The sequence below is a fragment of the Marivita sp. NO-S04 genome (assembly GCF_059070475.1).
The window spans coordinates 4,034,647-4,060,025 of the sequence record NZ_CM180980.1; the positions used below are offsets into that span (position 1 = coordinate 4,034,647).

The 25,379-nt window shown below is 59.0% G+C and carries 21 protein-coding genes and 1 pseudogene; 17 read left to right on the forward strand and 5 right to left on the reverse strand.

Going from position 1 to position 25,379, the window contains the following annotated elements:
- Window positions 1-24 precede the first annotated feature (24 nt).
- Window positions 25-756, reverse strand: coding sequence for a 16S rRNA (uracil(1498)-N(3))-methyltransferase (locus ACK3EW_RS20405; protein ID WP_493807604.1), 732 nt, complete (start codon window positions 754-756; stop codon window positions 25-27).
- A gap of 12 nt (window positions 757-768) precedes the next feature.
- On the opposite strand from ACK3EW_RS20405, the gene ubiA reads away from it, so the two are divergent.
- Genes ubiA through ACK3EW_RS20425 form a run of 4 tightly spaced genes read left to right on the forward strand, consistent with a single transcriptional unit; the run spans window position 769 to window position 4,666 of the window.
- Window positions 769-1,734, forward strand: a complete 966-nt coding sequence (ubiA, locus tag ACK3EW_RS20410) for a 4-hydroxybenzoate octaprenyltransferase (protein WP_493807605.1) — start codon at window positions 769-771, stop codon at window positions 1,732-1,734.
- A gap of 59 nt (window positions 1,735-1,793) precedes the next feature.
- A complete protein-coding gene (locus tag ACK3EW_RS20415; RefSeq protein WP_493807606.1) occupies window positions 1,794-3,710 on the forward strand; it encodes an OmpA family protein in 1,917 nt (638 codons plus the stop codon).
- Window positions 3,697-4,023, forward strand: coding sequence for a hypothetical protein (locus tag ACK3EW_RS20420; RefSeq protein ID WP_493807607.1), 327 nt, complete (start codon window positions 3,697-3,699; stop codon window positions 4,021-4,023). The genes ACK3EW_RS20415 and ACK3EW_RS20420 overlap by 14 nt, the downstream gene beginning before the upstream one ends.
- 28 nt (window positions 4,024-4,051) lie before the next feature.
- Window positions 4,052-4,666, forward strand: a complete 615-nt coding sequence (locus ACK3EW_RS20425) for a hypothetical protein (RefSeq protein ID WP_493807608.1) — start codon at window positions 4,052-4,054, stop codon at window positions 4,664-4,666.
- Between the two features lie 3 nt (window positions 4,667-4,669).
- Here ACK3EW_RS20425 and ACK3EW_RS20430 read toward each other — a convergent pair whose 3' ends face one another.
- Complete coding sequence (locus ACK3EW_RS20430) at window positions 4,670-5,608, reverse strand: pirin family protein (protein ID WP_493807609.1); 939 nt, start codon at window positions 5,606-5,608, stop codon at window positions 4,670-4,672.
- A gap of 181 nt (window positions 5,609-5,789) precedes the next feature.
- Window positions 5,790-6,110 (reverse strand): HNH endonuclease, encoded by a 321-nt coding sequence (locus ACK3EW_RS20435; RefSeq protein WP_493807610.1) that lies wholly within the window; start codon window positions 6,108-6,110, stop codon window positions 5,790-5,792.
- A 91-nt stretch (window positions 6,111-6,201) separates the two neighbouring features.
- Between ACK3EW_RS20435 and ACK3EW_RS20440 the strand changes: the two genes are divergently transcribed.
- The 4 genes from ACK3EW_RS20440 to ACK3EW_RS20455 all read left to right on the forward strand — a co-directional run bounded on the left by ACK3EW_RS20440 (window position 6,202) and on the right by ACK3EW_RS20455 (window position 11,451).
- Window positions 6,202-7,530 (forward strand): mechanosensitive ion channel family protein, encoded by a 1,329-nt coding sequence (locus tag ACK3EW_RS20440; RefSeq protein ID WP_493807611.1) that lies wholly within the window; start codon window positions 6,202-6,204, stop codon window positions 7,528-7,530.
- The gene (locus ACK3EW_RS20445) at window positions 7,527-8,708 is read left to right on the forward strand and encodes a TIGR03862 family flavoprotein (protein ID WP_493807612.1); all 1,182 of its coding nucleotides are present in this window, start codon (window positions 7,527-7,529) and stop codon (window positions 8,706-8,708) included. Before ACK3EW_RS20440 ends, ACK3EW_RS20445 begins: the two co-directional genes overlap by 4 nt.
- Before the next feature lie 66 nt (window positions 8,709-8,774).
- Window positions 8,775-10,802, forward strand: a complete 2,028-nt coding sequence (locus tag ACK3EW_RS20450) for a 2,4-dienoyl-CoA reductase FMN-binding domain-containing protein (RefSeq protein ID WP_493807613.1) — start codon at window positions 8,775-8,777, stop codon at window positions 10,800-10,802.
- Between the two features lie 88 nt (window positions 10,803-10,890).
- Window positions 10,891-11,451 carry a type 1 glutamine amidotransferase domain-containing protein gene (locus ACK3EW_RS20455; protein WP_493807614.1) on the forward strand — a complete coding sequence of 187 codons (561 nt, stop codon included), beginning with the start codon at window positions 10,891-10,893 and terminating at the stop codon, window positions 11,449-11,451.
- Window positions 11,452-11,502: 51 nt separating this feature from the next.
- Here the strand turns inward: ACK3EW_RS20455 and ACK3EW_RS20460 are convergent, their stop codons facing one another.
- Window positions 11,503-11,946, reverse strand: a complete 444-nt coding sequence (locus ACK3EW_RS20460; protein WP_493807615.1) for a DUF4399 domain-containing protein — start codon at window positions 11,944-11,946, stop codon at window positions 11,503-11,505.
- 216 nt (window positions 11,947-12,162) lie between these two features.
- Between ACK3EW_RS20460 and ACK3EW_RS20465 the strand changes: the two genes are divergently transcribed.
- The 4 genes from ACK3EW_RS20465 (at window position 12,163) to ACK3EW_RS20480 (ending at window position 15,198) form a co-directional block, all read left to right on the forward strand.
- Window positions 12,163-13,068, forward strand: a complete 906-nt coding sequence (locus ACK3EW_RS20465) for a LysR family transcriptional regulator (protein ID WP_439118652.1) — start codon at window positions 12,163-12,165, stop codon at window positions 13,066-13,068.
- Between the two features lie 143 nt (window positions 13,069-13,211).
- Window positions 13,212-14,000, forward strand: a complete 789-nt coding sequence (locus tag ACK3EW_RS20470) for an exodeoxyribonuclease III (protein WP_493807616.1) — start codon at window positions 13,212-13,214, stop codon at window positions 13,998-14,000.
- Window positions 14,001-14,148: 148 nt separating this feature from the next.
- Complete coding sequence (locus tag ACK3EW_RS20475; protein ID WP_493807617.1) at window positions 14,149-14,403, forward strand: DUF6356 family protein; 255 nt, start codon at window positions 14,149-14,151, stop codon at window positions 14,401-14,403.
- Between the two features lie 3 nt (window positions 14,404-14,406).
- Window positions 14,407-15,198, forward strand: coding sequence for a class II glutamine amidotransferase (locus ACK3EW_RS20480; protein WP_493807618.1), 792 nt, complete (start codon window positions 14,407-14,409; stop codon window positions 15,196-15,198).
- Here ACK3EW_RS20480 and ACK3EW_RS20485 read toward each other — a convergent pair.
- Window positions 15,195-15,983 carry a FadR/GntR family transcriptional regulator gene (locus ACK3EW_RS20485; protein WP_439118656.1) on the reverse strand — a complete coding sequence of 263 codons (789 nt, stop codon included), beginning with the start codon at window positions 15,981-15,983 and terminating at the stop codon, window positions 15,195-15,197. The genes ACK3EW_RS20480 and ACK3EW_RS20485 overlap by 4 nt on opposite strands.
- 320 nt (window positions 15,984-16,303) lie before the next feature.
- Between ACK3EW_RS20485 and ACK3EW_RS20490 the strand changes: the two are divergent.
- The 5 genes and pseudogenes from ACK3EW_RS20490 to aceF all read left to right on the forward strand — a co-directional run bounded on the left by ACK3EW_RS20490 (window position 16,304) and on the right by aceF (window position 25,371).
- Window positions 16,304-17,356: pseudogene (locus ACK3EW_RS20490) on the forward strand (TRAP transporter substrate-binding protein).
- Window positions 17,357-17,471: 115 nt separating this feature from the next.
- Window positions 17,472-19,538, forward strand: a complete 2,067-nt coding sequence (locus ACK3EW_RS20495) for a TRAP transporter large permease subunit (RefSeq protein WP_493807619.1) — start codon at window positions 17,472-17,474, stop codon at window positions 19,536-19,538.
- 23 nt (window positions 19,539-19,561) lie between these two features.
- Entirely contained in the window at window positions 19,562-21,244 is a 1,683-nt protein-coding gene (dld, locus tag ACK3EW_RS20500) for a D-lactate dehydrogenase (protein ID WP_493807620.1), read from the forward strand.
- Between the two features lie 184 nt (window positions 21,245-21,428).
- A complete protein-coding gene (gene aceE / locus ACK3EW_RS20505) occupies window positions 21,429-24,089 on the forward strand; it encodes a pyruvate dehydrogenase (acetyl-transferring), homodimeric type (protein WP_493807621.1) in 2,661 nt (886 codons plus the stop codon).
- A gap of 19 nt (window positions 24,090-24,108) precedes the next feature.
- Window positions 24,109-25,371 carry a dihydrolipoyllysine-residue acetyltransferase gene (gene aceF / locus ACK3EW_RS20510; protein WP_493807622.1) on the forward strand — a complete coding sequence of 421 codons (1,263 nt, stop codon included), beginning with the start codon at window positions 24,109-24,111 and terminating at the stop codon, window positions 25,369-25,371.
- The last annotated feature ends 8 nt before the right edge of the window (window positions 25,372-25,379 follow it).

The following is a 25,379-nucleotide window of genomic DNA, read 5'->3' on the forward strand; positions in this document are numbered from 1 at the left end:
GATTTTCGGTCGACCGAAAATTCGTCACACCCAGTCCCCCAGGGTGCTTTGCCAGAGGGTCAGCGCCGCCACCGCCGCCGTATCGGCCCGCAGAATACGCGGCCCAAGGCTGATCGGCGTGGCATGGTCCATCCCTCGCAGGCGTTTGCGTTCATCTTCGGAAAACCCACCTTCCGGCCCGATCAAAATCGCCCAAGGCCCCGGCGCATCCGGCAACCGCCCGGTTTCTCCCGCCAGCGCTTCGTCGCAAAACGCGATTTGCCGGGCAATGTCCCAGGTGTTCAAAAGCCGGTCGAGTTTGGTCAGTTCCGCCACCTCGGGAACGAACACTCCGCCGCATTGCTCGGCGGCCTCGACCGCATGCGCCTGCAACCTGTCCTGCCGGATGCGTTGGGAATTGGTATGGGCTGTTTGTACTGGCACAATGCGCCGAACGCCCATCTCTACCGCTTTTTCGACGATGAAATCGGTGCCCGCCTTCTTGATCGGCGCAAAAAGCAACCAGACATCTGGCGGCATCACCTGCGACTGCGTCTGCTCGCGACAGACCAAGATGCCGCCGCGCTTGCCCGCCTCGGCGACGTCGGCCTGCCATTCTCCATCGCGCCCATTGAACAGCGCAACTGCATCGCCCACTGCCATCCGCATCACACCAAAAAGGTAATGGGCCTGTTCCCGCGTCAGAGGAACCGGTTGTACCGCCCCAAGCGGCTGCTCTACAAAAAGCCTGACTTTCGCACGCAGTTTTTCAGTCATGGAGCAACACATATGCCCGGTCCGCAGATTTCACCAGACCAGAGCGGTCAGGTTGCAGACGCCGTTACGGGCAATTGGGTCGACACACTGGCCCCTGCGTGGACCCGCCCTTATCTCCGGCTAAGCCGGGCAGATCGGCCCATCGGCACATGGCTGCTGTACTTGCCCTGCGTCTGGGGCACTCTCTTGGCGATGTTTCATACGGGCGAAGCCCGGCTCTTTGATGCGTGGATCATTCTTGGGTGTGGCATAGGTGCATTTCTCATGCGCGGTGCAGGCTGTACATGGAACGATATCACCGACCGCGATTTCGATGGCTCTGTTGCCCGCACCGCGTCGCGACCAATTCCTTCGGGTCAGGTGACTGTGAAACAGGCGCTGGCCTGGGCGGTGATCCAATCGCTGATCGCCTTTTGCATCCTCATCACCTTTCCTGTGCAAGCGATTCTGCTAGGGATCATCGCTCTGGTGCCGGTTGCGATTTACCCTTTCGCCAAACGCTTTACGTGGTGGCCCCAGGTGTTTTTGGGCATCGCGTTCAACTGGGGCGCGCTGCTGGCTTGGACAGCGCATACCGGGCAACTACAATGGCCAGCCGTGTTTCTTTATTTGGCTGGCATGGCGTGGACGCTGTTTTATGACACGATCTACGCCCACCAAGACACCGAGGACGATGCGCTGATCGGCGTGAAATCCACCGCGCGGCTTTTTGGTGAAAAGACACCAAAATACCTTGCATGGTTTCTCGTTCTGACAGTTGCCTTGATGGGGTTTGCCATCATCCTCGCGGCCCCCCGCGGCGAAATTCTCGCGCTTGTCATCGCCCTCGGCGGACCTTGGGCGATGGGCTGGCACATGATGTGGCAGATGCGGCGCTTGAAACTCGACGACATGGACCGCCTGCTGCAACTCTTCCGGTCGAACCGGGATGCGGGGCTGATCCCTGTGCTGTTTTTCGCCGCTGCTCTTTTCGCGTGATTGCCATCCGGGGCGGTGCAGCGTATCGCTTTGCCAACCTCAACTGACGCGGAACGTGGATGCGCCTGTCTTCTGTCTTCATTCTCTTCTGTGCCTTCGCATTTGCAGCGGTCTTCAGCATTGGTGCCGCTTGGGTGGCAGCAGGTGCTGTCGAGGAAAGCTCGGAACGGGCTGTGCGCACGGAACTCGACCGAGACGCACTGACTTGGGCGGACGTGGATACCGACGGGCTGTTGGTGTTTCTCATTGGAACCGCCCCCACCGAAGCCGCCCGCTTTCAGGCCCTCAGCGCGGCCGGTCGGGTGGTCGATTCCGCAAGGGTCATCGACCAGATCGACATTATAGATCGCGACGGCATTGCCCCGCCGCGCTTTTCGGTCGAACTGTTGCGCAACGACAGCGGAGTGTCGATGATCGGTCTGTTGCCCGCCAGCATAGACCGCGATCAATTGGTGGAAGATATCACCCGAGCCGTGCCCAACGCGCCGTTGTCTGACTTACTTGAAGTTGCGGACTATCCGGTGCCCGACGGTTTGGACGACGCGCTTGAATATGCCGTGTCGGTACTCCGCGTGCTCGACCGGTCCAAGATCTCGATCGAGGCAGGTCGCGTGACGATCAAGGGTGCGGTCGAGAACGAAGACACCCGCCGCCGGGTCGAAGCCGATCTGGCCCGCCGTGCCGGGGACGATCTGCGCCTTGCGCTGGACATCACCGCACCACGCCCGGTCATTTCGCCGTTTACGCTGCGTTTTATCAAGGATGCCGAGGGTGTGCGCTTCGATGCATGCGCCGCACCAACCGAAGATGACCGGTCCCAAATCCTGAAGGCGGCAGCCGATGCTGGGCTGGAGGGCAAGCTTGATTGTCGTCTCGGTCTTGGTACTCCGACCAAAGAATGGGGATTGGCGTCAGCTCTGGGCATTCGCGCCATTGATGCACTTGGCGGTGGCAGCATCACCTTCGCGGATGCCGATGTGACGCTTTTTGCGCTTGAAGGGGCCGACCAATCGTTGTTCGACCGGGTCGTGGGCGCACTCGAAGCCGACCTGCCGGATGTGTTTGTGGTCAACGCCACCCTACCCACACCGCCCGAGGCAGCGCCCGAAGGCATTCCCGAATTCACCGCAACCCGCAGCCCCGAGGGCGACGTGCAGTTGCGCGGGCGCATCAACAGCGAAATCGCCCGCACAACCGCTGACAGCTTTGCACGCGCCGCATTTGGATCCTCGACCGTGCGCACCACTGCGCGGGTTGACGAAACGCTGCCTGCCAATTGGTCCAGCCGTGTGCTCGCAGGGCTGGAGGCGTTGTCGCGTCTGTCGAATGGTGCGGTCATGGTAACCCCGGACGCGCTGTCGATCAGCGGCAACACGGGCAACCAGAACGCCAGTTCGGAAATCGCGGGTCTTTTGGCCGACAAGCTGGGTGAGAGCGAACATTTCGAGATCGAAATCACCTATCAGGAAAAGCTTGATCCCCTTCTCGGCATTCCGACCCCAGAAGAATGTGAAGCCCAGATCGTCGAGATTATCGGCGACCGTAAGATCACGTTCGAACCGGGTTCTGCGACGCTCGATCTTGCGACGCAGGACATTATGGATGAAATCGCCGAGCTGTTGCAAATCTGCGGTGACATCCCGCTGGTGATTGCGGGCCACACAGACAGCCAAGGGCGTGAAGCGATGAACCAGCAACTCAGCCAAGAGCGTGCACAAGCCGTGGTTGATGCGCTGCGCCAGCGTCGCGTGCTGACCGCCAGCTACGAAGTGCGTGGCTACGGCGAAGAACAGCCCATCGCCACAAACGACACCGAAGAAGGCCGCGAGGCCAATCGCCGGATCGAATTCAAACTACGTCGTCCCGAACCCGTGGAAGAAACAGAAACAACGCTCGAAAGTATTGCAGATTCCGCGCCAACAGACGAAACATTACAAACTGACGGCGCAGAGGACACCAGCGATGGACAGAACTGAGTTTGTGATCACAACTGCGATCATTCTCTTCGTGGCGTTCTGCCTCGGATGGTTCGCCAATTGGCTCGTGCATCGCTTCACCCGCGTCAGTCAGGCCGACATGGATCAGCTTGAACGGATGAGTCAGGAACTCCACGAAGCCGAAGAAACCCGCGATCAGGCGATCACTTATCTCCAGCAGCGCGAAGCAGAACTCACCAATCAGCTTGCCCAGACCGAGGCCGAGCTGACCGCCGCGATGGAAGGCCTGCGCGACGCCCGTCACGACGCCGAGGAAATGCGCGTCTACGTGGAGCGGATAAGCGCCAGCTGACCAGCCAGCCCGGCACAAGAGAGACGCTATGCCATTGAACCGCGTAATGTCTCTGGTGATGGGTGCGGCCCTCGTGGCCAGTCCGCTCTTGGCCGAGGGCGATGTTCCGCCCGGCACGGTTTTTGTCTGCGACGAAGGCAGCGCCACATCCCCATATATTCAGGTCGTCATTCCGACACGCTCGGATGGCAGTGCAACGCTCATGCTCGAAAGCGAAGCGCTCGAGATGGCGCCGGTCCCGGTTGGGTCGGGCTTTGGGTACGACATCGTGTTGCCCGCCGGGCATTTCCTCGTTCGCGGCAAAGGGACCGAGGTGATGCTCTTCGTCGATGATCAGGACCCGAAACTCTGCGTTCTGCAAGCGGGGTATCAGCCTCCGGAAACCTCCTCCCAAATCTTAGCCGCGTCTTTGGGCGGCAACGTCCGCACAGGACCGGGGATTGATTTCGCCCGCTCCGACAGCTTGTCTTACGGGAAAGCAATCTTGATCGTCGCCGCCACCGGGATCATCTTCGATGGGTACGAATGGTTCGAGATCGAATATTCCGAAGGCCTGCGTGGCTTTCACTGGGGCGGCATCATGTGCACCATGACCGATGGCGAGGTGGGGCTTTACAGCCTGTGCCCCGCCGACATCCAGTAAACCTCACCGATCCGGCAACGGGATGAACTCTGCATCATCCCCCTGCGGCAGCTGGAACCGGCCAGCCGCCCAATCTCCGGCGCGCCACGCCTCTTTGGCCTCTTCGATGCGCTCCTTGGACGATGCCACGAAGTTCCACCAGATGTGCCGAGGCCCTTCAAGCGTTTCACCGCCCAGCAGCATTACCCGCGCGCCCGTTGGCCCGGCCTGCATCGACAGCCGGTCACCCGGTCGGAACACCATCATGCGTCCCGCCTCATAGGTCTCTCCTGCAATAGTCACCGATCCTTCGACAACATAAACGCCCCGATCCTCGTGATTGTCGGGCAGCGGGATCGCCGCGCCCGCTTCAAGCATTGCATCGGCATAGAACATCTCGGACGCTGTCTTGACCGGAGCACGTTCGCCCCACGCATCGCCAAGGATCAGCCGCACGGATTTGCCTTCACCTTCAAGGAACGGCAGCGCCTCTACGGGTGCGTGTTCGAATTCGGGCGCGCGATCCTCGTGATCCTTGGGCAAGGCGACCCATGTCTGAATCCCGAAGAATGGCATCGGGTCGGTCTGCGTGGCGTCATCCGTGCGCTCGGAATGGGTGATCCCATGTCCAGCCACCATCCAGTTCACCGCACCCGGTTCGATCCACGCATCCGTGCCCAGACTGTCGCGATGGTGCATCCGACCCCGGTAGAGGTACGAAATCGTGGCCAACCCGATATGCGGGTGTGGCCGCACGTCGAGCCCCTTGGTCGGCAGGAATTCTGCTGGTCCCATCTGGTCGAAGAAGATGAAAGGACCAACCATCTGACGGCGCGGCGCCGGCAGCGCTCGACGCACTTCGAACCCACCCAGATCGCGGGCGCGGGGAATAATCAGGGTATCGATGGCGTCCACCTGATCTCCGGTGGGGCAATGCGGATCTAGGGCTGGGTTCCAACTCATCGGGATGCTCCAATCTGTTTGTTTGCATCAAGATAGCCGAAAAGCAAATTTGCACAATTATATCAAAATGCGTAAAATATGCGCGAATTTGCACATATACGTAAACTCGCTAACAAACCCTTAAAGGGTCCGATCCGGCCCCATTGTTTCGCGCGCGAAACAATGGGGCGTACAAGCTGACCTATCTCCTGTGCTTCCGCGACCGCTGCTTGCGCAGGCTGCTGCGCCCCCGAGCATGAAACTCGGGTGGCCGTTTCGACACCCACTGGAAGAACCCGGAAAGCTGCGGATGTGCCCTCAACGCTTCGGGCGTATTGAAATCCCGCGCCAACTCGGCCTCGGTCAGAGTCGCGTGGATCTCCTGATGGCAAATGTGATGCACCAAGATCGTTGGCCCACCCTTGCCGCCCTTCAACTTGGGGATCAGGTGGTGCTGGCTTTGCTTCACGCCCGGCGGAATGGGCCGCAAACACAGAGGGCAGATCGGGTCAGTCTCGGTCAAAGCGGCATGTCTCCGGCCCACGAGGCTTGTGCTAAAGCGTGGGTCAAGGCATCTAGCTGAAACATTTGGGCGAAATTTCAAGGGAATCGTCATGGATTGGGACCTGTCGGCGCAACCGCCCATCGTCCAGACTGCGGTCGGCTTTGCGATCCAGGGATATGAGATTGCCTTGGTCTGGCTCTTGTCCCCGGCAGCATGGTCTCAATTTGCGCTTCTGATCCTGTCCTATGTCGCAGCGGTTGTCCTGACCCGTCGCATCCGCCCGGTGCTGAGCCGCGTGCTGACGCCACCCGACGATAGCGTTTCGATGTTTGCCCGGATGCGACGCAGCGTGCTGCTGACGCTTCCGCTCTTGCTGCCGGTTCTGGCCTATATGTTCGCGGCGATTGGCGAACAGGTGACCCGCAGTGTATTCGGGACAGGCACAGTGATCGCATTTGGCAAGGGGCTCTTCCTGTTCCTTGCCGCCCGTGTCCTTGTTCGGGACATCATCACCGACTCGTTCCTGAAACTTCTGGGCCGCTATGTGCTGCTGCCCGTTGTCGCGCTCTATGCGGTGGGACTGCTCGATCTGTTGACCGATCAATTGAACACCACCACCGTTTCGCTGGGAAACATCTCGTTCTCGGTCATGGCCCTATTGCGTGGTGTGATCGCTGGGTCGCTCTTGTTCTGGTTGGGGCGCTGGTCGAATGATCAATCCGCCGCCTATATCAACAAACAGGAAGAGATGCGCCCGGCCACCCGCCAGCTTGCCGCTAAAGCGGCAGAGCTTCTGATCTTCGGCCTCGCCTTTATCCTGCTGATGAACATCATGGGTGTGCCGCTCACCTCGCTGGCCGTGCTGGGCGGTGCGATCGGTGTGGGTCTCGGCTTTGGTCTGCAGAAGATCGCGTCGAATTACATCTCGGGTGTCATCCTGCTGCTCGAAGGGCAGGCGACCGTCGGCGACTATGTTGAACTCGACAATGGGCAGGCGGGCACCATCGTCAAGACAACTGCCCGCGCGATGATCCTCGAAACCTTTGATGGGCGCTGGATCGTGGTGCCGAACGAGGATTTCATCACCACGCGGATCATCAACTATTCCGATCAGGGCAGCGCCAACCGGCTCGAGGTGGCTTTCTCGGTCAGTTATGACACCGACATCAATCTGGTGCCGGATATCATTGTGGAAGCCGTTTCAAGGCATCCCGGCGTGCTGCAATCCCCCGAACCGCCCGACGTTGAACTGCGCGGGTTCGATGACAGTGGCATCGACTTTGGCGTAGAGTTCTGGGTGAATGGCATCGACGATGGCAAGAATAAGTATGCGTCCGATGTGCTGTTCCTGATTTGGAACGCGCTCAAAGAGCACAACATCGAAATCCCCTATCCGCACCGTGTTGTCGAACTGCGCAACGCACCTTCGGCAGAGTGACGGACGCGCTGGTCATCGGAGGCGGGCCTGCGGGCCTGATGGCGGCAGAGGCGCTATTGACGGCGGGGCGGACGGTAACCTTGGTCGAGGCGAAACCGTCTATCGGACGCAAGTTCCTGATGGCGGGAAAGTCGGGGTTGAACCTGACCAAGATGCAGGCGTTCGGGCCGTTTCTTGCCTCCTACGGCGCGGGTTTGCATCCAACCATGCGGGCCTGTCTCAAGGCGTTTGGACCGGACGAGGTGAAAGCCTGGACCGAAGGCTTGGGCCAGACGACCTTCACCGGATCGACCGGACGGCTGTTTCCCCATGCGATGAAAGCGTCACCCTTGCTGCGGGCTTGGCTGGCGCGGCTAGAGGCATTGGGGCTTGAACGGCACACCCGCTGGTGCTGGGTCGATTGGGAACGGAACATCCACCATTTCGAAACGCCCGAGGGCAGCCGCGTTTTGACCCCGCGCGTGACAGTCTTTGCGCTGGGCGGCGCAAGCTGGGCGCGGCTGGGGTCGGACGGGCAATGGGCAGAGCGTTTCGCAGCGAACGGGATCGAGGTCGCCCCGTTTCAGCCGTCGAATGTCGGGCTGGTGGTGGAGTGGTCAGAACATATGACACGCCATTTCGGTGCGCCGTTGAAGGGAATCGCTCTGCACGCCGGCCATCAGGTGTCACGGGGGGAAGTGGTGATCTCGAAACGCGGACTGGAAGGCGGCGGCGTCTATCCCTTGGCGCCTTGGCTGCGCGAAGGGGCTGATTTGACCTTGGACCTACTGCCCGATCTTAGCTCTGAGGCGGTCGCGGATCGACTGTCGAAACCCAAAGGTAAGGCCAGCCTGTCGAACCACCTTCGCCGGGTGTTGAAGCTATCCCCTGCGGCGCAGGCCATTCTGCGGGAGTTTGTGCACCCGTTGCCTGAAGGCCCGACCTCTTTGGCGAAGGTGATAAAGGCTGTGCCGATCCACCACGCGGGCCTGCGCCCGATGGACGAAGCGATCTCGACTGCGGGCGGCGTGTCCTTCGATGCGCTGGACGAAACGCTCATGCTCAAGGACCGGCCCGGCACGTTCTGCGCGGGCGAGATGCTAGACTGGGATGCGCCGACGGGGGGCTATCTGCTGACCGCCTGTTTCGCGACAGGGCTTTGGGCAGGGCGTCACGCGGCGGAATACGACCGGCCGTGACGTGACGTTGGGGCGTGACACGTCAACTTGGGGCGTGTCAGGTGATGCCAACGGAGGAGTTCTGCCATGTCACATTATCCGCATATGTTGGCCCCGCTCGATCTTGGGTTCACGACGCTGAAGAACCGCGTGCTGATGGGGTCGATGCACACCAACCTGGAAGAGACCGGCGACTGGAACCGCGTGGCCGAGTTTTATGCCACACGCGCACGCGGCGGCGTGGCGCTGATGGTCACTGGCGGCATGGCGCCGAACCGCGAAGGTGGGGTGTTTCCGGGGGCGTCTGGGCTGTTCACCGATCAGGACATCGCGAACCACCGGATCGTCACCGACCGGGTGCATGAGGCCGACGGCAAGATCGCGATGCAGATCCTCCATGCGGGGAGGTACGCCTATGGTAAGGAATGTGTGGCACCCTCTGCGGTGAAATCCCCGATCTCTCCATTCCCGCCGATTGAATTGGATGAGGACGGGATCGAGAAGCAGATCAGCGACATCGTGACCGCTGCGAAACGGGCGCAGGAAGCTGGGTATGACGGGGTCGAGGTGATGGGGTCGGAGGGATATTTCCTCAACCAGTTTCTGGTGACCCACACCAACAAACGTACGGACAGGTGGGGTGGACCGTACGAAAACCGGATGCGCCTGCCGGTCGAAGTGGTCCGCCGGGTGCGCGAGGCGGTGGGGCCAGAGTTCATCGTGATCTACCGGTTGTCGATGATCGACCTTGTGCCGAACGGGTCGACGCATGAAGAGGTCGTCCAGCTTGCGCAGGCGATTGAGGCGGCTGGTGCCACGATCATCAACACCGGCATCGGCTGGCACGAGGCGCGGATTCCGACGATTGCGACGAGCGTGCCGCGTGCGGCCTTTGCCTGGGTAACGAAAAAGCTGATGGGCAAGGTGGGGATTCCGGTGATCACGTCGAACCGGATCAACACGCCCGAGGTTGCGGAGGAAGTCCTGGCAACCGGATGCGCCGACATGGTCAGCATGGCGCGTCCATTCCTGGCCGATCTGGATTTCGTTTCGAAAGCGGCGGCGGGCAAGGCGGCGCAGATCGCGCCTTGTATTGCGTGCAACCAAGCCTGTCTGGATCACACGTTCCAGATGAAGATCTCGTCTTGCCTTGTGAACCCCAAGGCGTGTTTTGAGACCGAGTTGAAAGTTGAACCAACCGTAAATGCCAAGAGCGTTGCGGTTGTGGGCGCCGGCCCGGCGGGCCTGTCGGCGGCAATCACAGCGGCAGAGCGCGGGCATCAGGTGACGCTGTTCGACAGGGCCGATGAGATTGGTGGACAGCTGAACATGGCGAAACAGGTGCCGGGCAAGGAAGAGTTCTGGGGGCTGGTCGATTGGTTCCGCACGATGGTGGCGGAAACGGGCGTCACGGTGTCCTTGGGCGCAGAGGTGAGCGCGGACGATCTGACCGGCTTTGACGAGGTGATCATCGCCACGGGCGTTCTGCCGCGCGATCCGCAAATCCCCGGTCAGGACGGGCCGAACGTGCTGGGCTATGTGGATGTGCTGCGCGGCAAGGCTGCGGTTGGGGATCGTGTGGCGGTCGTGGGTGCCGGAGGCATCGGATTTGATGTGTCCGAGTACCTTGTCCATGAGGGCGAAAGCCCGACCGAGAACCTGCCCGAGTGGATGAAGGAATGGGGGGTCACTGATCCTGCTGACCAGAGGTCTGGTCTTGTACCGGAGGGGCCGCAGCCCAGTGCGCCTGCACGTCAGGTGACGCTGCTTCAGCGCAAGGCGGAAAAGCCGGGCAAGCGGTTGGGCAAGACGACGGGTTGGATTCATCGCGCGAGCCTGATGATGAAAGATGTGCAGATGAAGGCGGGTGTGAACTACGAGCGCATCGACGCCGAAGGTCTGCACATCTCCTACGGCGAGGCGCGGGAACGGCCCGAGGTGATCGCTTGCGATACGGTTGTTCTGTGCGCCGGGCAGGTCTCGGAGCGGTCTCTGGCGGATGCGCTTGAGGCCAAAGGCGTGACCTGCCACGTGATCGGTGGTGCTGATGTGGCCGCAGAACTGGACGCCAAGCGGGCGATTGATCAGGGCACGCGTTTGGCGGCGTCACTGTAAGGAACAGGTTGGTTGCCTGATGCGTTGATGAGTCAGACGGCGGGGCAAGAGGCCCCGCTTGGACATTTAATTCATCAGGAGGCTAAAAATGCCTGCAATCAGTGACGCAAAGATCCTACTCATTTCGACCCACGGTTTTGAACAATCCGAACTGGAATTCCCGCGCGACCAGCTGCGCGCCAAAGGCGCCACGCTGCATGTGGCGACGCCGGATGGCAACGCCATCAAGGGTTGGGAAGGCAGCGACTGGGGCCGCGAGGCCGAGGCCGATGCCAAGATCGCGGACGTGTCCGCCGACGACTACGACGCGCTGGTCATTCCCGGCGGTCAGATCAACCCGGACCTTCTGCGTGTCGATGAGGACGTGCTGGAATTGGTCCGCGCGTTCCATGATCAGGGCAAAACGATTGCCGCTGTCTGTCACGCACCGTGGGTGCTGATCGAAGCGGGTGTCCTGAAGGGGCGCGACGCGACTTCGTACCATTCCATCAAAACCGACGTGATCAACGCCGGTGCGAACTGGAAAGATGAAGCGGTGGTCGTCGATCAAGCGATCATCACGAGCCGTCAGCCGGACGACCTCAAGGCGTTTGTGGCGAAGATCGTGGAAGAGATCGAAGAGGGCAAACACGCGCGCAAGGCTGCGTAAGGCGTGATACCTATACGGAACGGAAAGCCGGGCTTTGTGCCCGGCTTTTTGTCATTCGGTGACGGTGATCGTAATCACCTCGCTGACCACAGGAGGATTGTGGGGGACGTGGAAATGGTCGCCCAGCACCAACTGAATTGTGTGCGTACCGGCTGGTAGATCAAGACTGGCCTGTGTCTGGCCACCACCGAAATGCAGGTGGTTTTCGTCGGACGGAATGCCGTTCGCGATCAGTTCGGCGTCGTCTGTGCCTTCGCCGAACGGCGCGCGGTTGAGAAGAATGTGGTGATGACCGGTCGCCTCTTTTTCGACACCTGCAGGGGCCACGCCCATTCCGGCAAGTCCGAAGATCACAGTGACCGGGGATTGTACGGTCGTGCCGTTTTCGAGATTGACCACATAGACCGCCGCGTCGGCGGGCGCGGGCGTTTCGTTGGCTTGGGCAAAGGTGGCAGACGCAAGGGCAATCGCAGCCCCGAAAATAAATCTATGCATGAATACTCCTCCCTGATGAGGAAGTGTGCCTTCCCCTAGGTCAAAGATAGGCCGGGATATGCAATTCGCACAATCACGGTTACGCCATAAGAAGGTTAATTTGCCGTTTCCGTCTGCACGACATTGCCCAACAAAACCCAGATATTGTCTGCAGAGTGCCTAAGTCGCGCCTGATTTGACGATCATACCGTCCTCAACGAAACACGAGGAATACGTATGGACCGTCTTACCGAAATGGAGGCCTTTGCCACAGTTGTGGATCAGGGTGGCTTCACTGACGCGGCCAAGAAGATGGGGATTTCAAAATCCGCTGTCTCGAAGCATGTGTCCTCTTTGGAAGCGCGACTTGGTGCGCGGCTTTTGAACCGGACAACGCGGCGTGTGAGCCCGACCGAGATCGGCCTTGCCTACTACGATCGGGCCCGTCGGGTGCTGAACGATGCGGGCGAGGCAGATGCGCTGGTCACGTCGATGCAATCTGCGCCGTCCGGTTTGTTGCGGATCAGCGTGGCAACCGATTTCGGGGTGAACCACCTGTCGCCTGTGCTGGGCGAATTCCTGTCGGATTTCCCGGATATCACGGTGAACATGGTTCTGAACAACCGCTACGTCGAACTGATTTCTGAAGGGTTCGATATGGCAGTGCGCATCGGTGAGCTGGAAGACAGCACGCTGCGGGCGCGCAAGCTGACCGAGACCACCAAGCGCATGATCGCAGCGCCGGGGTATTTCGAGAAATACGGCCGTCCGCGTCGGATCGACGATCTGAACGAACACAAGCTTTTGCATTATTCGAACCAGTCGAGCGGCAACGTATGGAAAGTGACGGCACCTTCGGGTGAAAAACGCCAAATCCGCACGGCTGGTTGGCTTTCGGTGAACGATGGTCAGTCGTTGCTCAATGCCTGTGTGGCTGGTCTTGGCATCGCGTATTTGCCGTCCTTTCTTTATGCGGACGCAATGGAGCAGGGATTGGTCGAGGACGCGATCCCCGATCTGCCCGTGGACACACAAGGCATCTATGCCGTCTACCCACCGGGACGGTTTACCCAGCCCAAGGTCCGCGCCTTTATCGACTTTCTGGTACACCAGTTCGCGGACAAAGGTCCGAAGGACTGGTAAGACATCCTCCCTCGTCTGTTCGCAGACTACCTTCACGCCCCGGACGCCATAGCCGGGGCGTTTTTTTGTGTCGGTTTCCGGGTTGCGACCTGTGGCTGCTGGAGGCAGTGTCTGGCGACCTGATCCCCTGACGGAGCGACGCCATGCCCTTTACCCTTGCCACTTGGAACATCAATTCGGTTCGTCTGCGCGAAGGGCTGGTGGCCAAGCTGATGTCCGAGGAGGCGCCAGATGTGTTGTGCCTTCAGGAGTGCAAAAGCCCGGTCGAGAAAATCCCGATGGAGCAGCTTCAGGCGCTGGGCTATGGGCACATGGTTGCACGGGGGCAGAAGGGCTATAATGGCGTTGCCATCCTGTCGAAGCTGCCGATCGAAGATCTGGGCGACAAGGATTTCGCCAGTTTAGGGCATGCGCGACATGTTGCGGGACGGCTGGAGAATGGTGTGACCATTCACAATTTCTACGTGCCTGCGGGTGGAGATGTGCCGGACCGCGAGGTGAACGAGAAGTTTGGCCAAAAGCTCGATTATCTGACTGAGATGCGGGATTGGTTTCATGCGGAGCGGCCCGAGAAGGCCATTCTTGTCGGTGATCTGAACATCGCGCCGCGCGAGGACGATGTCTGGTCGCACAAGCAATTGCTCAAGGTAGTGAGTCACACGCCGATTGAAGTCGAGCATTTCGGCGAAACGCAGGATGCGGGTGGCTGGGTCGATGTGACCCGGCAGGATATCCCCGACGGGTTGCTCTATTCTTGGTGGAGTTATCGCGCCAAGGATTGGGATTCAGCAGATAAGGGGCGGCGGCTCGACCATGTGTGGGCGACGCCTGACATTTCGAACGCGGCGCATTCCAGTCGGGTTTTGCGGGCTGCGCGCGGGTGGGAGCAACCCAGCGATCATGCACCGGTGTTTGCGACGTTTGATCTGTGATTGTGTGGTTGAGTGGGATTTTTTCTCATCAATGAACCATGGGCTATGAAAAATTCCCAAAATCAATGCGACACGCCATGGTTTTTGGGAAAACCGCTCTTTGCTGATCTGCCATGATGTTGGCAAGCATCGAACCAAGGAGCATCCCATGGCAGTTCAAGACACCGACACAGCAGCGCGGCCCGGTTTTCTTCGCGGGTTTGTCGACCATCCGGCGAGTGTGAATGAAACTTACCTGCAACATGCGGGCTTTGCGTTTGGTTTTGCCGGGCGGCTGTTTCTGGCGTCTATGGCGGCGCTGATCCATGCGATCATTCCGCCGCTGTTCGAGACCACGGCAAGCCGAATGATCCGTAAGATGCACGCGCGTATTGAAGCGCGGCATACCCACGCCGGGCACTAAAAAATGTGTCGCCTTGCCGCCTATCTGGGACCGGCCGTTCCGATTGCGCATGTTGTTGTCGATCCGGCGCATTCTTTGTTGGAGCAGAGTCAGCACGCAAATGAGGCCAAGTTGGCTGTGCAGGGTGATGGATTTGGGTTTGCGTGGTACGCCGAAGGCGAAGGGCCGGGTTTGTATCGTGATGTTCTGCCTGCATGGTCTGATGGCAACCTTTTGAGCCTGTGCAAGATGATCCGGTCGCCGCTGTTTCTGGCGCATGTCAGGGCGTCCACCACAGGTGAAACCACGCGGTTGAACTGCCATCCCTTTGCGCATCGGCGCTGGTCGTTCATGCACAATGGGCAAGTGCCGGATATCGACCGTATTCGTCGCGCACTGGAAGCATTGTTGCCGGATGATCTGTATCTGGCGCGTAGGGGGACGACGGACTCTGAATTGATCTTTCTGTTGCTTTTGGCGCATGGGCTTGAGGACAATCCCGCAGATGCCGTGCAGTCCGTTGTGGCGCTGTTGCAGGAGCACAGTTGCTATGGGCAGGGTTGCGACGAGGCGGTGCGGCTGACCTGCGTGATGTCAGATGGTGAGGCGATCTATGCGTTCCGTCATTCCAGTGATGCGCGGGCGCCCAGCCTTTATGCGGCGGAAACACGCGAGGGTGGCTGGATTCTGGCGTCAGAGCCATTGGACTCCAAAACGCTGACGTGGGCTGCGATTGAACCGGACGGGTTGGTGACGCTGTCGCACGGTGGTGTATCGCGGATCCCTTTGGCTTTTAACGTGGCCCGCGCGGCTTAGGCGCGCATGTTCAGTAGGGCCTTGCGGCGGCGCGAGACCGTTTCGCGCCGGTCCTGCGCCCGTCCGACCCGGAAACTGCGCGCAACGAAATCAATGTGATCGGCGGCTGCATCGGCCGCTTCTTCTGGTTTGCCACGAATGATTGCATCAGCGATGCGCTTGTGCTGGTCCAGCAGCATTTCCCCTGTGCCGTCGATGGCGCGCAGAAAATCCCGATTGTAGAACACGTTGCGCGCCATGAGCTGATAGATTGCTGCCATGGTGTGGACCATGAGCGAATTGTGACTGGCGTCGACGATGGCGGCATGAAACCGGACGTCGGCATCGCGTGAGGTTTCGGCATCGCCTTTGGTATGGGCCTCTTCAAGCTCCTGGATGATGCCCTTGAGAAGCTCCCAATCCTCTTCGGTGGCGCGTTCGGCGGCCAGCATTGCGGCAAAGCTTTCCTGTTCGCGGCGAAATTCGAGGTAATCCTCGAACGCGGTAACGTGGCGTGCGTAGAGATCGACCAGCGCAGGCGACATCGCCGACCCGACAAGGGGGGCGACGAAATTGCCTTCGCCGTGGCGGACGATGATTAGCCCGTTTTCTTCGAGCCGTTTGAGCGCCTCGCGCACCTTGGGGCGGGAGACTTTCATCTCGTCCGCCAATGTGCGTTCGGACGGTAGGCGGGTGCCGTCCTTGAGCACGCCGGACACGATTAGCTCTTCGATGTGGTGAACGATGGTGTCCGCCACCGATTCGTGACCGACGGGTCCGAAGAGATTTGCGACTGAGTTCGGCATAGGGTGTCCTGCGTGTCAGATCGTATAGTGGTAAAATAAGTGATCCTTTAAAGTGATCAACGAAAATGTCGCAGCTATGCGTTGGGCGCGGGTCTGGGTTGCACATAAAGAATATTAAAATCAGAAGTTTGCCCAAAAATTACTTTCAGAAATATTTTTTGAAGAGAAACGGTGAGGAGCCGCATTTCGCATGGGTACTGTGGGCAGTGGTCACAAAATCGTTGATTTCAAGAGGTGGTAAATAATATGAACCACTACATCCCGGGTGAGCGGCCCGGTGATTTTTCCCGGCGCAGGCCGGAAGACCCTGAGGAGGAAATATGAAAAACGTACTCACCAGCCTGGCCGTGGCAGCGGCTGTTCTGACAGCCCCGGCCGCCCATGCCGCTGACAAGCTTTTGCTTAAAACGCCGATTGCGTTCTCGACCGCGTTGCCGGGTCTTGGCACGCCGATCCCGCGTGTGGCGGATCAGCTTGACCTGATGTCGGGCGGCACTCTCAAGATGAAGGTCTATGAGCCGGGCTAGCTTGTTGATCCGTTTGAAATTCTGGACGCGGTCAGCACTGGGAAGATCAATTCGGGCTATACGACCGCCGGTTATTGGGCGGGCAAGATTCCTGCGTCGCCGCTGTTTTCCGCCGTCCCGTTCGGGCCCGAGGCGGGCGAGTACATGGCGTGGCTCTATTACGGCAATGGCATGAGCCTGTACCAAGAGATGTACGATCAGGCCGGATACAATGTGCATGTCCTGCCTTGCGCGATCATTGCGCCAGAGACGTCGGGTTGGTTTGCGAAAGAGATCAACACGCCTGCCGACCTCGAAGGGCTAAAAATGCGGTTCTTCGGTCTGGGTGGCAAAGTCATGCAGAAGCTGGGCGTGACGACATCGCTCTTGCCCGGTGGTGAGATTTTCCCGGCGCTGGAAAAAGGCGCGATCGACGCGACCGAGTTCTCGATGCCTGCGATCGATGCGCGTCTTGGGTTCCACAAGTTGGTCAAGTACAACTACTTCCCCGGCTGGCACCAGCAGGCGACCGTGTTCGAGCTGATGATCAACAAGGACGTCTGGAACGAGGCCACAGAACAGCATCAGGCGATCATCACCAACGCGTGCAAGGCGTCGATGGCCGACAGTTTTGCCGAAGGTGAGGCGCTTCAGTTCAATGCCATGATCGACAACGTCGAGAACAACGGCGTCGAGATCAAGCAGTGGTCGGATGAGATGCTCGCGACCTTTGAGGCGACATGGGACGCGGTTGCCGAAGAGGAAGCGGCAAACAACGAGTTCTTCGCCAAGGTCCTGGCGGACCTGAATGACTTCCGCGATGGCTATTCGCTTTGGAAAGAGAACGCTTTCCTGCCGCGCAAATAATTCTGCGCACCGGCGGCGGCCCCGGTGAAGGGTCGCCGCGCTTTATTCGTTTTGCACTTTTCACTGGTTTGGACGCCGGGTCTTTTCTGCCCGGTGAGGGACAGGAGGCACCATCATGTCAGAGACTGTAAGAGCCATAGAAAACCCGATTGAAACATACGAAAACATCCTCGAACACGAGGACAAGGACACGCAGGCGCTTGCCGTCGGGATCGACAAGATGGTCAAGGGCGTGGGTCATGTGGTCATGTGGGCGAATGTCCTGCTGATCGGAGCCATCGTCGCGCAGGTGCTGTTTCGCTATCTGCTGAACCAGAACTTCCCTAAACTGGACGAGATCCAGTGGCATTTCTACGGACTGGTGACGATGGTCGACATTTCATATGCGCTGGTCACCGACAGCCATGTCCGGGTGGATATCCTACACCTGCAACTGAGCCGTCGTGCGCAGCGGATCATCGAAGTGCTGGGCATCCTGACGCTGGTGGCGCCGTTCCTCTATCTGATGATCGATCAGGGCTGGGATTATTTCTATGAAAGCTGGCGTGTGAGTGAGCGGTCTTCTTCGCCGACCGGTTTGCCCGGGCGCTGGGCGTTCAAGGCGATCATTCCGATCTCGTTTGTCCTGCTGTCCTTTGCGGCGCTGGCGCGGCTGATCCACGATGTGCACGCTTTGTTTGTGGCCGGTTCCGACGAGCGGCAGGGCAAGGATTTGCGCCTTATCCTTTGGGCGTTGGTGAGCTTTGCCGTGGTGGCGTTCGCGTTGACCTTTCTTGTGCACACGACCGAGGAAAAGCTGGTCATTGCGATGTTCCTGACCTTCATCGCGCTTTTGTTCACCGGGTTTCCGGTGGCTTGGGTTCTGGCGGGGACAGGCGTGCTTTATTGCGGGATCGCGTATCTGTTCGACAACGGGATGATGAACTGGACCGGGCTTGAAGAAACGCTGATCGGTCTGGATTACCTGAGCCTCGGCGCGGTGGTGAACCGGGTATACGCGACGATGTCGAACGCGGTTCTGGTTGCGCTTCCGATGTTCATTTTCATGGGGCTTATGCTGGATGAATCCGGTGTGGCAGAAAAACTCATGACGTCGATGCAGCGTCTGTTCGGGCGGACACGCGGTGGTCTGGCGATCACAGTGACGATGATCGGGATCATCCTTGCAGCCTCTACCGGGATTATTGGTGCCTCCGTGGTGTTGCTGTGTGTGCTAGCCCTGCCGTCGATGGTGGAACAGAAATATTCGCCGCTGCTTGGAACAGGTGTTGTCGCGGCGTCGGGGACATTGGGCATTCTGATCCCGCCGTCGATCATGCTTGTCATTATGGCCGATCAGATGGCGCTTTCCGTGGGCGACCTGTTCATGGCGGCAATGCTGCCGGGTGTGTTGATCGGGTTTCTGTACCTGACTTATATCTTTGTCATCTCATACCTGAAGCCGTCGGTTGCGCCGGCACCTGAGGGGGCTGTGCGTCCGGATTGGGCTGTGGTTAAGGATGTGTTGGTGGCGGTTCTTCCGACATTGGGACTCATCCTTGCGGTTTTGGGGTCGATCTTTGCCGGGATCACCACGCCCACTGAGGCGTCTGGCATCGGGGCCATCGGTGCTACGGTGTTGGCGCTGGGGTATCGCAAACTGACGCTGCAAAAGCTGATCAATGTGCTCAAGTCCACGTTCAATACGACTGCCTATATCTTCGCCATTTTCCTTGGCGCGACTGTATTCTCGTACGTGCTGCGCGAACTGGGTGGGGATCAGTTGATCGAAGACATGATCCTTGGCACCGGGTTCGGCCCGAATGGCACTGTGATCGTGATCCTTGCCATCGTTTTCCTGCTGGGTTTTGTGCTGGATTGGATCGAGATCACATTGATCGTGCTGCCGCTGATGCGTCCGATCATCAATGCGCTGGGTCTGGATATTCCGGGTTATGGCGTCGTCGACGAGGCCGCGCTGGTCTGGTTCGTGATCCTTGTGGCGGTGACCTTGCAGACCTCTTTCCTTACGCCGCCGGTTGGATTCGCCCTGTTTTATCTTAAGGGTGTGTGCCCGCCAGAGATCAAGTTGGGACATATCTACAAGGGGGTGGTGCCATTTGTCCTGTTGCAGCTGACCGGGTTGGCGTTGGTATTCTTCATGCCATGGCTCGCAACGTGGCTGCCTTCGGTGGCATACTGAGCTGGACAAGGGGGAGAAGACCGATGACGGACGACGACCTTCTGAAACATTTGCGCGCGGTGGTTGGGACACGTCATGTCCTTACCGGCGCCAAGCAAACTGAGCGGTTCCGCAAAGGGTTCCGCTCGGGTGAGGGTGACGCGCTGGCGGTGGTGCAACCCGCAACAGTTCTGGAACAGTGGCAGGTTTTGAAAGCCTGTGTGGCGGCGGATAAGATCGTCATCATGCAGGCGGCCAATACCGGGCTGACGGAAGGGTCGACGCCGAAAGGGTCGTATGACCGCGATGTGGTACTGATCAACACGCGGCGGATGGATGCGATCCACACCTTACGCGGCGGTGAGCAGGTGGTGAGCCTGCCGGGGGCGACGCTGTTCGCCTTGGAAAAGCTGCTGAAGCCCATGGGGCGGCAGCCGCATTCAGTGATCGGGTCGTCCTGTATCGGCGCGTCCATCGTTGGTGGCGTATGCAACAATTCTGGCGGGTCGTTGATCGAGCGGGGGCCGAGCTATACCGAGTTGTCGCTGTTTGCACGGATCACGGAAGCAGGTGATCTGGAGTTGGTGAACCATTTGGGGATTGCGCTGGGCGATACGCCGGAAGAGATTCTGACCCGCGTGCAGACAGGCACGTTTGGCGAAGCTGATCTGGAGGCGACCAACAAGCGGGCGTCGGATACGGAATATCATCGTCGGGTGCGCGATGTGGATGCCGACAGCCCGGCGAGGTTCAACGCGGACAAGCGGCGGCTTTATGAGGCGGCTGGATGTGCTGGGAAGCTGGCGGTGTTTGCTGTGCGGCTGGACACGTATCCGGTCAATGTGGTTGAGCAGACATTTTACATCGGGACCAATGATCCCGGGGCGTTGACCGATCTTCGACGGCATGTACTGTCAGACTTCGACAGTCTGCCTGTTTCGGGCGAATACATGCACCGGGAGTGCTTTGATATTTCAGAGGCCTACGGCAAAGACACAGTGTTGATGATCGACAAGCTCGGCACCGACAAACTGCCGATGTTCTTTGCGATGAAGGGCGCGGTTGATGCGCGGCTGAACAAGCTGGCGCTGACGCGCGGGTTTACCGACCGGTTCATGCAATTGGTGTCCCGCATGGTGCCTAAGCTGTTGCCAAAGCGGCTGACTGACTTCCGGGACCAGTATGAGCATCACCTGATCCTCAAGATGCGGGATGGAGGTGTCGAGGAAGCGCAGGTTTTCCTAAAGGCATTTTTTGCCGAGCGGGACGGGGGTTTCTTTGAGTGTACGCCGCGCGAAGGGAAGTTGGCCGGGTTGAACCGTTTCGCCGCTGCCGGCGCTGCGATCCGCTATCAGAATGTCCATCGGGACGAGGTCGAGGATATTCTTGCGCTGGATATCGCGTTGAAGCGGAATGAGCGGAACTGGTTGGAACAGTTGCCCGAGCATATCTCGGACAAGCTGGTGCATCGGCTCTACTACGGGCACTTCTTCTGTCACGTACTGCATCAGGATTACATCGTGAAGAAGGGGGTGGATGTGGCTGCGCTCAAGGCTGAGATGCTTGAACTGCTGGATCAGCGCGGGGCGGAATACCCGGCCGAGCACAATGTGGGCCATATCTACAAGGCCAAACCGGACCTGGCCGATTTCTACAAGTCCATCGACCCGACCAATTCGTTCAATCCCGGCATTGGCAAGATGTCGCGTTGCAAGCACTACGCGTGAAATATTTGTTTAACTCTGAACTACTTTGCCATGCGCCTGTTGCATGGAAGATATGACGTGGACTTACTGCCCCAAGGGAACCGGGCATGCTAGGAGCGCGTTGCATGGTTGAGTGAAGTTGTGCGCAAGCAATTTGTTCAACGATAAACTAATGGCCAACGGCCAGACTAAGGGAAGAGGGATTATGAAAGACAGCCCGCAAGATATTGACCCGGTCGAATCCCAGGAATGGCAAGACGCGATTGAAGACGTGATCCTTCGGGATGGCGCTGATCGTGCGCATTTCCTGCTCGACAAGGCAGTTCAACAGGCGCGTGCCGCCGGTGCCAAACTGCCATTCTCGGCGACCACGCCGTACCAGAACACAATTGCATCGGACGACGAAGTCGACATTCCCGGCGACACCGAAATGGAGTGGCGCATCCGAACCATCAACCGATGGAACGCGATGGCCACGGTGGTGAAGCGGAACAAGGAAAGCAGCGAATATGGCGGGCATATTGCGTCGTTCGCATCTTCTGCGGCGCTTTATGATATCGGGCTGAACCACTTCTGGCGGTCGAAATCGGCGATCCACGGCGGCGATCTTGTGTTTTTCCAAGGTCACGTGATCCCCGGCATTTATGCGCGCTCCTTCATGGAGGGTCGCATCAGCGCTGAACAGCTTGAGGCATTCCGGTCCGAGGTTGATGGCGGTGGTTTGAGTTCTTATCCGCACCCATGGCTGATGCCGGATTACTGGCAGTTCCCGACCGTTTCGATGGGTCTGGGGCCGCTGATGGCGATCTATCAGGCGCGGTTCATGAAATACATGCACAACCGCGGGCTTATCGACATGGGCGACCGCAAGGTGTGGTGTTTCCTTGGCGATGGCGAGATGGACGAACCGGAAAGCCGGGGGGCCATTGATCTGGCGCATCGCGAAGGCCTTGATAACCTGATCTTCGTTGTGAATTGCAACCTGCAGCGTCTGGATGGCCCGGTGCGCGGCAATGGCAAGATCGTACAGGAACTCGAGGGTGACTTCCGCGGTGCCGGTTGGGACGTGATCAAGCTGCTTTGGGGCCGTGGCTGGGACGAGTTGTTGGAGCGCGACGCGTCGGGCAAGCTGCGCCAGTTGATGGATGAAACCGTCGACGGTGACTACCAGACGTTCAAATCCAAAGACGGCGCGTATATCCGCGAACACTTCTTCGGCAAATATCCTGAAACTGCGGCTCTGGTCGAAGACTGGACCGACGATCAGATTTGGGCGCTGCGTCGTGGCGGGCATGACCCCAAGAAGGTGTATAACGCCTTCCTGCGGGCCAGCAAAGCCAAGGGCACGCCAACCTGTCTGCTGGTCAAGACCGTCAAGGGCTATGGCATGGGCACTGCTGGCGAAGGCCAGAACACCACGCACCAGCAGAAGAAGATGCAGTTTGACCAGCTTAAGGCGATGCGGGATCGGTTCCAGATTCCGGTCACGGATGAAGAGCTGGAAAAGGAACTGCCGTTTGTCAGCCTGAACAACGCGCAAAAGGCCTATCTGGCGGATCGGCGCAAGGAATTGGGCGGGTCGTTCCCCAAGCGGGATTGGCGCGATGCACCAAAGCTGGAGATTCCGGCGCTGGAGCAGTTCAAGGGCCAGCTTGAGTCCACTGGAGACCGTGAGATTTCCACGACGATGGCGTTTGTGCGTATCCTGACGACGCTGTTGCGGGACAAGAAAATCGGCAAGAATATCGTTCCGATCGTGCCGGATGAAAGCCGCACTTTCGGAATGGAAGGTTTGTTCCGTTCGGCGGGCATCTACAACCCGCTGGGGCAGAACTACACCCCGCAGGATAAAGACCAGATGATGTTCTACAAAGAGAGCCTGGATGGCCAGGTTCTTCAGGAAGGCATCAACGAAGCAGGCGCGATGGCGGACTGGATTGCGGCGGCGACGTCGTATTCGAACCACGGCGTGCCGATGATCCCGTTCTTCATCTACTACTCGATGTTCGGGTTCCAGCGGATCGGCGATCTGTGCTGGGCCGCAGGCGACAGCCGTGCGCGGGGCTTCATGCTAGGCGGGACTGCTGGGCGGACCACGCTGAACGGCGAAGGTTTGCAGCACGAGGATGGGCACTCGCACATTCTGGCGAGCACCATTCCGAACTGCATCAGCTACGATCCGACCTTCAGCTATGAAGTCGCGGTCATCGTGCAGAACGGGTTGCAGCGGATGTTCGTCGATCAGGAGGATGTGTATTTCTATCTGACCCTGATGAACGAGAACTATCAGCATCCCGAGATGCCGATGGGGGCCGAGGAAGGGATCATCAGAGGTCTCTACAGAATGCACAAGACCGCTAAGCCGGGCAAAAAGCATGTGAACCTTTTGGGCTCTGGGACGATCCTTGTTCAGGCAATCAAGGCGGCTGAGATGCTGAAGGAAGACTTCGGTGTCACATCGGACATCTGGTCGGCCACGTCGCTGAACGAACTGGCGCGGGATGGTCAGGATTGTGCACGTCACAACCGTCTGAACCCGCTGGCCGAACCTAAGGTGCCCTATGTCACCCAGCAGCTTGAAGGTGCGAAAGGCCCGGTGATTGCCGCGACGGACTACATGAAGAACTACGCTGAACAAATCCGCGCCTTTGTGCCGGGTCGGTTCACGGTTCTGGGCACCGACGGCTATGGCCGTTCGGACAGCCGAGTGAACCTGCGCCGGTTCTTTGAAGTGGACGCCAACCACATCGCCGCCGCTGCGATGGTCGATCTCTTCCGCGACGGTGCGGTGACCGAGAAAGACCTGCAACTGGCTTTGAAGAAATACGACATCGACGGCGGTAAGCCGAACCCGCGTCTGGTTTGAGCGGGAGGAGAACAAGACTATGACCGTAGAAGTTAAAGTACCCGACATCGGCGATTTCAACGATGTGCCTGTCGTCACCGTTCTGGTGAGCGTGGGCGATACGATTGCTGTGGAAGACCCGATTGTCGAACTCGAGTCCGACAAGGCCACGATGGAAGTGCCAAGCTCTGCCGCCGGTGTGGTGAAAGAGATCAAGGTGTCCGAAGGCGACAAGGTGTCGGAAGGATCGCTGATCCTGATCCTTGAGGCTAATGGCGCTGCTGATGCGCCGAAGGACGCGCCCAAGGCCGAGGCCCCGAAAGCCGAAGCACCTGCCGCTGCTGCTCCGGCAGCCGCACCTGCACCTGCACCCGCAAAGACGGATGCAGGCTTTGGTAAGGTCCATGCGTCGCCGTCTGTTCGGGCTTTTGCACGAACTGTCGAAGTTGATTTGGCGACTGTGAACGGCACTGGCCGAAAAGGCCGGATCCTGCGTGAAGACGTGATGAAGGCGCTGAAGGCGACGGCGGCCCCTGCTGCTTCGGGTGGTGCCGTGTCTGGTGGTATGGGCATCCCGCCGATTCCTGCGGTCGATTTTTCCAAGTTCGGGCCGATCGAAGAGATCGAAATGCCCCGGATCAAGAAGATCTCTGGTCCGGCGCTACACCGGTCCTGGCTCAACATTCCGCATGTCACGCATAATGACGAGGCGGACATCACGGACCTCGACAAGTACCGCAAAGAAATGGACACAATGGCCAAGGACAATGGCTATCGCGTGACCCTGCTGTCCTTTGTAATCAAGGCGTCTGTGTCGGCGCTCAAAGAGCATTGGGAGTTCAACAGCTCAATCCATCCCGATGGCGACAAGCTGATCAAAAAGGACTTCTACAACATTGGCTTTGCGGCAGACACACCTAACGGTCTGATGGTTCCGGTGATCAAGGACGCGGACCGCAAAGGTCTGGTCGACATCTCCAAGGAACTGATGGACCTGTCCAAAGCGGCGCGCGAAGGCAACCTGAAGTCCAAGGATATGCAGGGCGCAACCTTTACCATCTCGTCGCTGGGCGGCATCGGGGGCACCAGCTTTACCCCCATCGTGAATGCACCCGAAGTGGCGATCCTTGGCCTGACACGGTCCAAGATGGCGCCGGTCTGGAATGGTGAGGAATTCGTGCCGCGCCTGATGCAGCCGCTGTCGCTGTCTTACGATCACCGTGCCGTCGATGGGGCCTTGGCCGCGCGCTTCTGCGTGACGCTCAAGACCCTGCTTGGTGATATGCGCAAGTTGATGTGGTAAGGGGGACG